Raw genomic sequence first — 13,019 nt, 5'->3', positions numbered from 1 at the left:
CTAAATAATTTATACGGATGAAAAAATAACCACTAAAATAGCGATATTCATGGTTCTTGCTGGACTACTTCCAGGATGCACCAAATTTTTAGATCAAACACCCAATGGTGTACTGAGCTCCGATCAGGTTAAGGAGCCTGAACGATTATTGACAGCTACCTATGCGGCATTGAGTAACGATCATTATGATGTCCCTTTTAGCTTATGGCCCTATGGTACGGTTCGGTCGGACGATGCTTATAAAGGCGGATCGGGACCACAGGATATCCAGACCTTTCATTTCCTGGAGGTCTCCAATAACATTACAACCAATTTTGCAGAGTTGGATAAATTGTGGTTTCAGTTGTACGTTGCGATTTCGCGTGCCAATACCACGATCAAGACCATACAGGAGATGGATAATTTCGATGGGAAGGAAGAAAAGCTGGGTGAAGCACGCTTTCTACGCGGTCATTTTTACTTTATGCTCAAGATCCTTTTCAAATATGTGCCTTATATTGATGAAAATGTCGCGGTAGACAGCTATGAAACCGTATCGAATAGGGCCTTGAGCAACGATGCGCTATGGCAAAAGATTGTGGATGATTTTCAGTATGCTGTAGATCATCTCCCGGCTGTACAAACGGAGGTCGGGCGTGCCAACCGTGTTGCTGCTGCGGCATATCTTGCCAAAACCTATCTCTATAAGGGATACCGTCAGGACAATGCCGAACGTAATGTGGTGACGGGCATCGATGCCGGAGATTTGGAAAAGGTTGTACAAAATACGGATGTTGTACTTTCATCCAATCATACGCTGGAAACCGACTTTGCTTTTAATTTCTTGCCGGGCAAATATGAAAATGGGACCGAAGCCCTGTTTTCAGTTCAGTTTTCAAAAGATGACGGCACAAAATTTGGGCGTGTTAATTTTTCTGATGTGCTATCAGTACCTATGGGCGTAGGTTGTTGTGATTTCAATAAACCGAGTCAAAGCCTTGTCAACGCGTTTCGCACAACGGGTAAAGGTCTACCACTGGATAACTACAATGCGTTGAATAGCTTTAATACCTCAGAAAAGTACGATCCACGGTTATTTCATACGGTTGCAATTCCGGGCTTACCGTACAAGTATAGTAGCAAAAGAACGTATGAAGAAAGCTGGAACCGTAACCCGGCAGAATATTCGGTTTACGCCTCATTGAAAGAGAATGTAGATCCCGATTGCGATTGTTTTGTCCCGATGGTACCGTTCTATGCCAATACAAAAAATCGAATTGTATTGCGCTTTGCCGATGTGCTGTTGATGCGGGCAGAGGCGCTTATCGAGCTGCATCGTTCGGCTGAAGCTCTGCCATTGATAAACCAAGTACGTACGCGGGCAAAAAATAGCACTGCACTTACGGGCTATGCAAATGATAAAACCCTGATCGAAACGTACAAAAATGGAGATAATATTGTATGGAACGAAGAAAATGCCCGGAAGGCGTTACGTTGGGAAAGACGATTGGAGCTTGCGATGGAAAACGGAAGGTTCTTTGATCTTGTACGCTGGGGAATTGCAGACCAGGCCATGAATGCCTATTATGATGCGGAAAAGTCACGTCGATCTTATTATTCTTCGGCACATTTTACTGCAGATAGGAACGAATACTTGCCGATTCCTGAAGCACAGATCAGATTAAGTAAATATCTGTACAAACAAAATCCAGGCTATTAAATAAGCATTTATTGTTGAACGATTAGCATAACCAATTATTCCAATGCACACATTAAAAAATACGATAAAAGTAGGGATTACTATCCTGCTTATCTGGCTTATTGCTGCCTGCAAGCGTGATGCCGATAGCACACTCAATTTGAACGCAGATGTAGAGGTACTTTCCTTCAAGGTCGGTAATACCGCTGGAAAAATAGATCCGGCAAAAGGTACCATTCTTGTCATGGTTCCTGAAGGCACAGATCTTTCAGCGGTGGCTCCGACGATTGAATTGCCCAATAACGCCAAGGTTTCTCCAGCTTCAGGTATCGCCCAGAACTTTTCATTTTCTGGAACAACACCAATTACTTACCGCGTGTTTAATGGAAATCTATTCAACACCTATCAAGTAACCGTCAAAGAAATCAAAGCGGAAATAACGGCATTCCATATCGGAGAAAAAGCTGGAATCATCGATCAGAAAAATAAAAGCATTAAAATTTACCTACCCCTGGGGACAGACCTGAAGAACTTATCACCTGCGATAGAATTTACAGCTGGCGCGAGCATAACGCCCAATCAGAGTGGCCCCGTGGATTTAAGTTCTCCGATAAAATACAGCCTTGCGTATATGGGGCAGACGTTCCAGTATACGGTAACAGCGATTTTGGGCACGGAACCCAAACAGATCCTGATGATTTATAATGGCGAAACAAGCGTTCCACATTTCGACGGGTTAGGGGTGAGCGCCGTAGATTCACCTTATCCCAACCCGAAAACTACGGGAATTAATGCAACACCGTTCTGTGCGTCTTTTGTCCGGGATAATAAAACGGGCGAAGGCTGGCATGGTGGTGCGCTGTGGAATGCAAATAAAGTGACTATCAATCCGGCAGAATATGGCCGTTTTTCCATTATGATATTGAAGGATGTAGCGGGAGATGTACAATTGGAGATTCAATCGGATGGTGAACAGCAAAAAAGATTGGTTGCGGGCTAATTATGCAAAGGAGCACGTTGGGGAGTGGCAAGAGTTGGTTTTTCAGATTCCTGCTGGAAGAAAGGCTATCATCAACAATATACTTGTGATGCCGCATGAGCATCCTAATGGACAGCCCGTGGCATTTCCTACCCAACGGATGTACTGGGACGAATTGAAAGCATTACCTAAAGAATGATCGAATACAAATAAAACAAGTGATGATAGATTATAAGGGATTAATAGAAAGATTTAAATCATGAGACCAAAAAATGTATTTGCTTCCGACAGTATTCTTGCTCAGCTTGTTGACAAGTTGCAAGAATAGCGACGAGCGTTCGACAGTGGTAGATAAGCCCATAACAATACAACCTGTGGACAGTTCTACGGCTTGTACTTCGGGGCAGGAGGCTGGCCCATATCAACGATTCTATAGGCCTCAGCAGGGGTTTGTGGGCCGATCCCATGCCTTATTACAATGCCAGCGATAAAAAGTTCTACTTGTTTTATCTCTATGAGAACGCCAACAGGCACCCGATTTATAGCACGCGAAACAAGTGACTTTGGAACATTTGAGGGCTATTACCGAAGTATTGTCATCGGGCGCTGTGGGGAGTCAGGATGAATGGATCGGAACAGGAAGTTTTATCAAAAAAGGAACAGTGTATTACTGTTTCTATACAGGTCATAACAGTGTTTTTACTCCAGCAGAAAAGATCATGTTGGCTACCTCCACTGATTTAATGAATTGGACCAAGCAACCAGCTATGGCACTGCAGGCTGCGGTGGGGTATGATCGAAATAATTTTCGGGATCCGCACGTTTATTGGGATGAAGGCCGTAATGCCTACGTGATGCTAGTCACGACGCGAAAAGACGGAAAAGGAATCCTTGCACGTTATCAGTCAACCGATTTAAGCAGTTGGTCGATGATTGAACCGCTCGTTGCGACGACAGGGACAGTGGAAAAATATGGCATCGAAACAGATGCTGAACTATTGGAATGCCCGGATCTATTTAAAAATGGGCAATAAGTGGTATCTGTTGTTTTCGCGGATCAACCGGGATGAACATCGCAAGACATTTTATCGTATTGCGGATTCTCCGGATGGTCCCTGGATGATCTGTCGGGATGCCGAAGGACATCATGAAACCTTTGATGGACTTTATCTCTATGCTGGCAAGACGGCTAGCGATGGTACAACACGTTATCTTTCGGGTTGGTGTTCAACGGGACAAACCGTCAATAATAACAACGAACTGCCCTGGGCTGGAAATCTAATTTCCCATCAGTTGGTTCAGGGAACGTCAGGACAGTTGTATCCTAAAATTCCGGAGGCCCTAAACAGCAAATTCAATAAAGAAGTCGCCTTTGAAAAACTGAGCAGCGTTGGTCAAGTTTCTGAGTCGAATAAAACCTATCGTTTGTCAGCTCAATCAGGGGGAAGAAGCTATGCGCTGTTTAACCGAAATACGTCGACCGTAAAAATGACAATGACTATTGATGCTTCGCAATCCAATCAATTTGGTTTTTCATTTGGAGCATGTGATGATCCGACCGAAGTGTATAGCATTGCTTTTGACCTGACTTCATCCAATCGTTGGAATATGCCGGCCCTGCTTATGAATAAGGAGGCTCGAAATGGTGGCGGAAGTAAAACAGCACTCAATTTTACACCACTCACCGTACCGACCAATCGGATTTTTAATCTGAAAATTAGTATTGAAAAGTCTATCTGTGTCGTGTATGTGAATGATCGTGTTGCTTTTACCAACCGGATCTATAAAATGGATCAAAATCCATGGACTATTTTTGTGGATCAGGGAATCGTTACAGTCAATGGGTTGAAAGTTGAAAAATCTTCCTGATAATTTATAAGATATTTGCTTATTGAAGCGAACAATAATCGGATTATAAACGTAAACAAAAGAAAAATGATAAGATTAAAAAAATACGGACTTACGATGTTCTTGCTAAGTATTGTCGGTACAAGTCTGGCCCAGATGGGGCAGCAAAAACAACGGGATCCCCAAGAGAAGTATCGTCCACTTTACCATTTTACCCCACAGCAGGGCTGGATGAACGACCCCAATGGGCTGGTCTATTTGAACGGTAATTATCATCTTTTTTTTCAGCATAATCCCGAAAAACCCGTTTGGGGACCAATGCATTGGGGCCATGCGATCAGTAAAGATTTGATCCATTGGGACGAGCAGAAGATCGCATTGTACCCCGACAGTTTGGGAACTATTTTCTCAGGTAGCGCTGTGATCGATAAAGACAACACCGCAGGTTTTGGGAAAGATGCTATGGTCGCCATTTTTACCCATCACAATCATCAGGAAGAGGATCGGAAAACGGGATTGCATCAAAATCAAAGTTTGGCTTATAGTTTAGATAAGGGTCTTACCTGGACAAAATATAAAGGCAATCCAGTATTACCAAACCCTGGCATATGGGATTTCAGGGATCCAAAGGTGATGTGGCATGCGCATAGCCAACGTTGGATTATGACCTTAGCTACAAAAGATTGTATTACTTTCTATTCTTCCAAAGATTTGAAAACATGGCAGAAGGAAAGTGAGTTTGGTAAAGAGGTGGGAGCCCATGGAGGTGTCTGGGAATGTCCCGATCTTATTCCCATGGACTACAAAGGAGTTACAAAGTGGGTCTTGTTGGTCAGTATCAATCCAGGTGGGCCCAACGGTGGTTCCGTAACACAATATTTTGTGGGTGACTTTGATGGACATCAGTTCCACACAGAAGATACCAAAATAAAGTGGCTGGATTGGGGACCCGATAATTATGCCGGTGTAACTTGGAGTAACCTGGGGGATAGGCACCTGATGATTGGCTGGATGAGCAACTGGCAATATGCCAATGTGGTACCTACTACAAAATGGCGCTCCTCCTCAACCATACCACGTGTTTTATCGTTGGATAAAATTGGACAGTCGTTCTACGTTGCAAGTACTGCGCCCAAAGAAATTGAAACTGCATTTCGACCGCTTAAAAAGTACCATGGCGGCGGAACGAAGGAAGTTTCGTTTGAGCAACATCTCCCGCAAGCGTACCGTTTGGACCTCAAAGATTTGAAGCAACAGTCTTTCAAAGTGATCTTATCAAATGAATCTGGTGACGAATTGGTTATTGGTTATCGTGAAGATCAAAATGCCTATTATATTGATCGTTCTAAGTCCGGGGAAGTGTCGTTTAACGAGGAATTCCCAAAGATAGCTTCAGCACAACGCCTGCTGAATAACGGAACACTCTCTTTCAGCTTGTATGTTGATGTGAGCTCTGTGGAGCTTTTTGCAGATGGGGGACTAACGGTAATGACCAGTTTATTTTTTCCGAACAGACCGATAACCAAGGTGCGTATCGTGGGGAATAAAAAGCTGGAGTTTCAAGAGCTCGGTATTGCTGGATTTAAGAGATAGAACCCCAATTTACACGATTAAAGCGATCCTCGTTTTCACGAAGGATCGCTTTATGGTTTATACTATTCTATATTATTGGCCTGATTCAAGTATACCGGCATTAATGTCGGGAAAGTCCAGGCAAAATGATTCTTTTTGTAGATAATTGGACGGTAAATCGAGAGATACGAATCATATTCAGCCGTCTGATAAATATCCTTCATGGCTTCAAGTAGGTTGGAAGGCCAGACGCCTACCGTCATGTTGTGAATGTCTACGTCAGGATTTTTAAACCAGGGCCATGCTGTAGGATGTTGATTGTAATAATATAAGTAATCTAGGGCCTTTTTGATCGATTTCCCATCCTTCGTGGCTGCAAACAGGTTCTCGCCCGTCACCTGACGTATACACCACATGAAGGCTGTTAATGGGGCCAACGAGAAATAGGTGTACCATAAACCTTTTTCTCCTCGTTTTACTTCCTCAATGTGGTGACCATCCGCTGCGATTTTTTCAAAAAGATCGCCTTTAATCAATGATATGGTGAAGGCGAGCTCTTTTGGGTCATCAAGAAAATTGGCCGAAAGCAAATTTGCAAACCTTGCCCAATCAGCAATATTATTTGGCCTTTCACGTAAGAAATGTGTCGCTTTTTGATAGACGCTGATCGTCCAGCTTTTAAAGTGATTAAGATCGTTTTCTGCCCAGAGCGGATCGTTTTTGAGCAGCTCTGCTGCAATCATTAATCCGGCACCAGCATAAGAAAGTACAACTGGTCCGTCAAACTGGGAATATTTTTTATTGATGGTGGCCCAAGCATTCATGAAGTAAAGGGCTTTTTGGGCATATTTCTGCTCCCCGTTCAACGTATAGGCGAGGGCCGTACAATAGGCGGCAAAAGCGTCTGTGTAGAGTTTTTTTGCCATGGCACGTTGGCCTTCTTTATCGCTATAAAAGCCAGGGACGCTAAAATCTTCGACAGCATGATGATTGGTCAATAAAAGAGAATCGGCCAGCGTAATCAATTGCTTGTACGCCGTATATACCGGTTCGGATTTTTTGCTGATCTGCGATTTTACAAACTTAATCTGTGCATTCGGGTGCATAAGAGATTGGGCATGGCAGGGAGAAGAAGCCGTAAAAAAATAGATCAGAATCAAGGTTGACCCTATTTTAATACATTGAGCTGTCGAACGGCTGAGCTTCCGAAAATAATATCTAAAATTTTGCATGTTTTAAATGGATACGTTTATCAATTGATTGCGCAGCTATGGGGGGATTAGCTCCTGCAAATTAAGAAAAAAATACAATAAGTTTACTGGGCTTCAGAAATTTGATTTGAATTATTGCAGCGAAGTAATTAACTTCATGCCTAGAATAATCAATTATGAACATCGATCAAAATCTGCCTGAGAAGGAACTCTTGTGCCAACTTCACTATGGAGATATCCAGGCCTTTGATATTTTGTACCATCGCTATAGCCAGATTATTTACGCCAATATTCTTAGGTTTTTGAAAGATGAAACTATCGCTGAAGATTTACTTCAGGATGTTTTTCTACGTATTTGGGAAAATAGAACAAAAATAAATCCTGAACAATCTTTCGCCGCATTTCTGTTTACCTGTTCACGTAATATTACGTTTAATTTCAAACGAAGGTTGAAATTGGAAATGGAATCCGAGATCCAGCTCGCCTATGGGGTAGTGGAATCCGAGAATACCATTGATAAAGTGCTGGATTCAAAGGAAGCCTTGGTCCTGGTCGAGGAATTACTGAGCAAATTGCCCAAACAACGCCAAAAAATATTTAGGCTGTCCAAGCTGGAGGGTAAAAGTTATCAAGAGATCGCCGAAGAAATGGGGATTTCCATTGCGACAGTTCGCGACCATATTGTCAAAGCAAATAAGTTTATCCGAAGTGGCGCATTGCAGGATAGTGGATTTTCATCATTGTTATTGGCATTGCTTCTCTATTCGGCTAAATAAAAAAATTTTTTCTAGAGCAGACCTTTATTTCATGCTGTGTGTATTTACTTTAAAATACAGCTCAGTGGAGACCAATAAATCTAAAATAGACCAATTACTTCAAAAATATCAAGAAGGGAACTGTTCGCTTGAGGAGATCGAATGGCTACAGCAAGCGCTTTCTACTACTGACACAAGTGAGCAGGATGCGATCGATCAGGCGCTAGTCGCTAGTTTACTACGGCCTTCGTCTGTTGGTAAAATGGAGGAATCGAGATTGAAAATAATACTCGAAACCATCAAAAAACAAATCCAGCAAGGAAAAGAAGATAACGATAACTTATTGGAAAAAGGAGGGGAAGATCGTATGCCGATCCAGAAGAAAACCATTATCTCCATACGATGGCCCTATTGGGCTGCAGCGGCCTGTCTATTGCTCTTTGTTTTTTCAGTAATATTTTGGCAACAGCAGACGAGTCATACCCTGGCGGACAGGCATCTCGCTGGACTGGAAGATACAAAGGATGATGCTGTACAGCCTGGCGGAAACAGTGCCACTCTTCGCTTGGCAGATGGTACAGTTTTGGAACTCGATAAGCAGGCTTCGGGGATTGTCATGGGGGAAAATATCACCTACGAAAATGGGCAATCTATCGCCGATGCCTTAAGTAAACAAGGCCAGCAAATGGATCCAAGCAAGGCGATGTTGGAGTTGACCACACCGCTGGGGGGGATGTATCAAATTACTTTACCTGATGGAACAAAAGTATGGCTTAATGCGGCCTCTTCGCTAAAATATCCGATGGCCTTTGCCAAAAATGAACGAAAAGTTATCCTGTTGGGAGAGGCCTTTTTCGAGGTGACCAAAGATAGCTCGAGACCTTTCAAAATACACAGTAAAGGGCAGGAAATTGAGGTGCTTGGGACAACATTCAATGTGAATGCTTATCCGGAAAATACGGCTATTAAGACAACTTTAATCACAGGGAAGGTCAAATTATCAAACGATAATCGCGCTTCACAGGCAATATACCTTCAACCCGGTCAGCAATCGACTAATACTAATAATGGAAATATACAAGTTGCAAATGTAGATACAGCGCCGTTCACTGCCTGGAAAGATGGCTTGTTTTATTTTGACGAAACACCGGTGTCGGATGCATTGCAGCAGATTGGTCGCTGGTATAATGTAGAAGTGAGGTACAAGGGCGAAGCGCCACAAACGCATTTCTATGGTCGTATCAAACGAAACAAGTCACTCCGTGACGTACTCGATGTATTGGAAGAAGGTGGGTTGCATTTTGAGTTGAGTAAAGGTCAGGAAAAAAATATCTTATTGGTGACACCATTGCAATAAAACCTTAAATATTGATGAAAAAAGAAATGACTATAGACTCTTCTTGAGCTGGAGAAAGGTATAAGCAACACAAAAAGGGCAGTGCTGGGGGGCACTGCCTTAAATTGGATGCATATACTTACAAGTGTTGCCCAAAGGCAAATTTTTGATAACCATTTATAAATAACATACAAACCGTACAAACATATGATTTTTTATCCATTTGTTAGGCTACACCCGTGGAGTTTAACTTTACGAAGTATACTGATTATGAAATTAATCGTACTCATTTCTTTACTGACTGCAATGCAGCTGTTTGCAGAAGGAAATGCGCAAACCATAAACTTAACCGCTAAGCACGTCACCTTAAATCAGGTGATGCGCGATCTCCAAAAGCAGAGTGGCGTCAATTTTTTCTTAAATGGCAAGTCGCTGGCACAGACTCGCTTGTCAGTCAATATACAGCATGCCAAATTGGAAGATGCATTAAATGCTATCGTAGCACCTCTGGATCTGGAATGGATCAAAAAAAGATGAGGTGATCGTGATAAAACCCAAAAGAAATCCATTAATTCCCGAACACAAAGAAGTCCTGCAGCGGGGCATTGCCGGTAAAGTCGTTAATGGCAAAGGACAGGCCCTGGTAGGAACGACCGTTACCGTGAAAGGAACCAATATCTCCACGGTGACAGATCAAGATGGGAAATTTACCATCCAGTTACCAACTACCAATGCAACCTTGGTAGTTTCAAACGTCGGTTACCAAGGTCTAGAAAAGAGTGTCACCGGCAATGAAGAATTGAGTATTGTGCTTCAAGAGCTTGTCAGTGGTCTAGACGAGGTGGTTGTTGTCGGGTACGGAAGTCAGAAACGCGCAAATGTGATTGGTGCTGTATCGACCGTGAACGGAAGTTCGGTGGAAAACAGATCAACGGCTACACTTAGCTCTTCTCTGGCCGGACTTGCGGCGGGGGTTAACGTACAGACCACAACCGGAAAACCGGGGGCAGATGGCGCTAATATCCTGATCCGGGAAAGGGAACTTTAAACAATACCTCACCCTTGGTGGTGATCGATGGTATTGTCGGATCCATGGATGCTGTCAATCCCAATGATGTAGAATCGATTTCCATTTTGAAAGATGCGGCAACAGCGGCAATTTATGGATCATTGGGTTCAAATGGAGTTATTTTAATTACGACAAAAAAAGGATCAAAGGGAAAAAATAATGTATCCTATTCGGGAATGGTTTCGATGCTACGGCCCAATAATGTACCCGAATTTATTACCGACTACGCGCAGCATATGCGCCTTGTGAATGAAGGGTTCAAGAATCTGGGGCAGGCGGCCGTATATACGGATGCAACAATCAATCTCTGGGAAGAAGCGAAGAAAAATCCGAATGGATTGACCGAATTTGGGATTCCCAATGGAGTTGCGTATCCCAATACCAATTGGGGAGATGTGCTTTTTGGACAACGCAAACTCTTACAAAATCACAATCTATCCTTAAATGGTGGGAGTGAGAACACGCAATACCTCTTTTCAGTAGGTTATTTCAACAACCCGGGGACCATGCCCGAAACTGGAGCCGACAAGATACGCCATGCGTATTAATCTACAATCGAAAGTTGCCAAGTTTTTAACGGTGGGTACCCAGACCTTTGGCGATATGCAGAATTTGAGTGTGGCCGATGTAGTAACTGCATATTCTTACCTGACACAGACTGTGCCAGGAGTTTATCCTTATTACAATGGCGGCTTATGGTTTTCCGGCTGCCGCCGAAGAATCGGCAACCGCAAACAATGCCCTAGCTTTTCTAAATGGAATGGGAGGGAAGAACCAGGTTAACCGATTCAACACCACAATATTTGCAAAGTTAAATTTAATGAAGGGGTTGGAGTTTGAATCTAAGGTAAATTACAATTATGCGTATACCGAAACCAACTCCCATCAGGTGCCTTATGAAAAATGGAATTTTGCAACCAACAAATTGAGTACAGCTGCGCTTTCGTCGGGACAAATTACAACCCAATATGGCCTTACCAAGAGCTACAATGTGATTATTGATAATGTATTACGTTATTCAGGATCTTTTGGTAAACACGACGTTGGCGGTATCTTGGGCTATAACGAACAGTATTTTAACCAATATAATATAGGGGCGGCTAAACTGGGACTTGTACACCCCGACTTGACGACATTTAATTCGGCAACAACAATGAGTTCTATCACAGGTGATGAGCTCGACTACGGTTTACGTTCCTTTTTTGGTCGCGCCAATTATGCTTACGATAATAAATACCTGGCGAAGCGGTGTTACGGTACGATGGATCATCACGCTTTGGAACCGCCAAGCGCTGGGGCTTCTTTCCGGCCTTCTCCGCAGGATGGCGTATTTCGGAGGAATCGTTTATGCGTCCACTTAAGTCTTTTCTGAATGATTTGCGGATAAGGGCCTCCTGGGGGAAAACCGGAAATAATGCATCCCCGGGTAATTATGATCATCTGCCCTCGTACGGTACTGTAAACTATTCATTCAATAACCAGGCTGTTCGTGGTTTGGCGCAGACTAAACTAGGAAATGACCTGTTGCATTGGGAAACCACCACTACGACAAATGTAGGCTTTACAGCGACAGCATGGAGAAATAAATTGACCGTCGAATTTGATGCCTATCGCGCTTACACGGATGGAATACTATACGTCCCGACTATTCCGGCGACCACAGGTACCGCTACAGCAGCGACGATGAACATTGCCGAAGTGAGCAAACGAGGGCTTGAATTGACGCTGGGATACCAAGATAAAATCAACGATTTAAATATGGCGTATCAGCCAACTTCGCCTATAATACCAATCGTGTCGAAAAATATAAAGGCGCATTGTCGGAGGGTTATGTCACTAATGCCGCCGGTAATCGGGTTTACCAGTCCAATATCGGTATGGTTTCTAATGGAGTAAACCAACGGATTCTGGAAGGCCACGAAATCAATGAATTCTATTTATACAACGTATACCGTGGCTCAGGAAGCCACTTCTTAGCGGATGGCTCCGTTGATAAAAATGGTGGACCTCGCGACGGAATGATCCGGACAGAACAGGATATGGAATGGTTGAAGGCTATGGTCGCTGCAGGCTATTCATTTCAGCCCGCCGACGGGATAGATCCTACCAAGATCTGGTATGGCGACTTGATTTATTCGGATATGAACGGTGACGGTGTTTATGGAAATGTCTATGACCAAAAGTTTATGCGCAAAAGGGCAACACCAGCATTCAATTATGGTCTTAGTATCAACATGGCCTATAAAGGATTTGATGCGTCCATGATCTGGTCCGCTTCTTCAGGTATGTCGTATTATTGGAATGAACTTTATCTCAATTCCTCTATCGTCGCACAGGGGAAATCAGTCCCGGCATTGGTCGCTAACAACCATTATTATTATAATGCCGCGAATCCTTCGGATCCCAACAATCGGATAGATGGCTATTATCCACGCTTAAAAGGGGTGACCGATGCACAGAATGGACGTACCAGCGATTATTATTTGTATAATGCGTCTTTTGTGAAGCTGAGAAATCTTCAGTTAGGCTACACCCCTTCCTGAAAGCATAGCAAAACGTTTCTCAATCGCT

At 43.2% G+C, this 13,019-nt stretch carries 14 protein-coding genes and 1 pseudogene; 14 read left to right on the top strand and 1 reads right to left on the bottom strand.

The annotated features are described in order from the left end of the window. Positions 1-49: 49 nt before the first annotated feature. From DTA23_RS07600 to DTA23_RS07575, 6 genes are all read left to right on the top strand, one after another. Positions 50-1,699, top strand: coding sequence for a RagB/SusD family nutrient uptake outer membrane protein (locus DTA23_RS07600; protein WP_112374295.1), 1,650 nt, complete (start codon positions 50-52; stop codon positions 1,697-1,699). A 43-nt stretch (positions 1,700-1,742) separates the two neighbouring features. After that, positions 1,743-2,678, top strand: a complete 936-nt coding sequence (locus DTA23_RS07595; protein ID WP_112374294.1) for an SGBP N-terminal domain-containing protein — start codon at positions 1,743-1,745, stop codon at positions 2,676-2,678. Then, on the top strand, positions 2,644-2,856 hold the full coding sequence (locus DTA23_RS07590; protein ID WP_112374293.1) for a hypothetical protein: 213 nt from the start codon (positions 2,644-2,646) through the stop codon (positions 2,854-2,856). Before DTA23_RS07595 ends, DTA23_RS07590 begins: the two co-directional genes overlap by 35 nt. Positions 2,857-3,214: 358 nt before the next feature. Continuing rightward, positions 3,215-3,691, top strand: coding sequence for a glycoside hydrolase family protein (locus DTA23_RS07585; protein ID WP_112374292.1), 477 nt, complete (start codon positions 3,215-3,217; stop codon positions 3,689-3,691). Next, entirely contained in the window at positions 3,630-4,526 is an 897-nt protein-coding gene (locus DTA23_RS07580) for a glycoside hydrolase domain-containing protein (RefSeq protein ID WP_112374291.1), read from the top strand. The genes DTA23_RS07585 and DTA23_RS07580 overlap by 62 nt, the downstream gene beginning before the upstream one ends. 66 nt (positions 4,527-4,592) lie before the next feature. Continuing rightward, the gene (locus DTA23_RS07575; RefSeq protein ID WP_204990781.1) at positions 4,593-6,098 is read left to right on the top strand and encodes a glycoside hydrolase family 32 protein; all 1,506 of its coding nucleotides are present in this window, start codon (positions 4,593-4,595) and stop codon (positions 6,096-6,098) included. Between the two features lie 62 nt (positions 6,099-6,160). Here the strand turns inward: DTA23_RS07575 and DTA23_RS07570 are convergent, their stop codons facing one another. Continuing rightward, entirely contained in the window at positions 6,161-7,309 is a 1,149-nt protein-coding gene (locus DTA23_RS07570) for an alginate lyase family protein (RefSeq protein ID WP_204990780.1), read from the bottom strand. A gap of 155 nt (positions 7,310-7,464) precedes the next feature. Here DTA23_RS07570 and DTA23_RS07565 point away from each other — a divergent pair, with 155 nt between their 5' ends. From DTA23_RS07565 to DTA23_RS07530, 8 genes and pseudogenes are all read left to right on the top strand, one after another. Next, positions 7,465-8,064, top strand: coding sequence for an RNA polymerase sigma-70 factor (locus tag DTA23_RS07565; RefSeq protein ID WP_112374289.1), 600 nt, complete (start codon positions 7,465-7,467; stop codon positions 8,062-8,064). A 64-nt stretch (positions 8,065-8,128) separates the two neighbouring features. Further along, positions 8,129-9,400, top strand: coding sequence for a FecR family protein (locus DTA23_RS07560; protein WP_172462343.1), 1,272 nt, complete (start codon positions 8,129-8,131; stop codon positions 9,398-9,400). 249 nt (positions 9,401-9,649) lie between these two features. Continuing rightward, complete coding sequence (locus DTA23_RS07555) at positions 9,650-9,916, top strand: DUF4974 domain-containing protein (protein ID WP_112374287.1); 267 nt, start codon at positions 9,650-9,652, stop codon at positions 9,914-9,916. 1 nt (position 9,917) lies between these two features. Beyond that, complete coding sequence (locus DTA23_RS07550; RefSeq protein ID WP_172462342.1) at positions 9,918-10,427, top strand: carboxypeptidase-like regulatory domain-containing protein; 510 nt, start codon at positions 9,918-9,920, stop codon at positions 10,425-10,427. 11 nt (positions 10,428-10,438) lie between these two features. After that, positions 10,439-10,996, top strand: a pseudogene (locus DTA23_RS07545) (TonB-dependent receptor plug domain-containing protein); the annotation flags it as partial. Continuing rightward, positions 10,986-11,231 (top strand): hypothetical protein, encoded by a 246-nt coding sequence (locus DTA23_RS07540; protein ID WP_146753030.1) that lies wholly within the window; start codon positions 10,986-10,988, stop codon positions 11,229-11,231. The pseudogene DTA23_RS07545 and the gene DTA23_RS07540, both read left to right, overlap by 11 nt. Before the next feature lie 465 nt (positions 11,232-11,696). Continuing rightward, complete coding sequence (locus DTA23_RS07535; protein ID WP_172462341.1) at positions 11,697-12,344, top strand: TonB-dependent receptor domain-containing protein; 648 nt, start codon at positions 11,697-11,699, stop codon at positions 12,342-12,344. Further along, a complete protein-coding gene (locus tag DTA23_RS07530; protein ID WP_112374282.1) occupies positions 12,326-12,991 on the top strand; it encodes a hypothetical protein in 666 nt (221 codons plus the stop codon). Before DTA23_RS07535 ends, DTA23_RS07530 begins: the two co-directional genes overlap by 19 nt. Positions 12,992-13,019: the final 28 nt, after the last annotated feature.

It is taken from the genome of Sphingobacterium multivorum, from assembly GCF_900457465.1.
Classification (GTDB): domain Bacteria; phylum Bacteroidota; class Bacteroidia; order Sphingobacteriales; family Sphingobacteriaceae; genus Sphingobacterium; species Sphingobacterium multivorum.
This window is presented reverse-complemented; position numbering and strand designations above follow the sequence as displayed.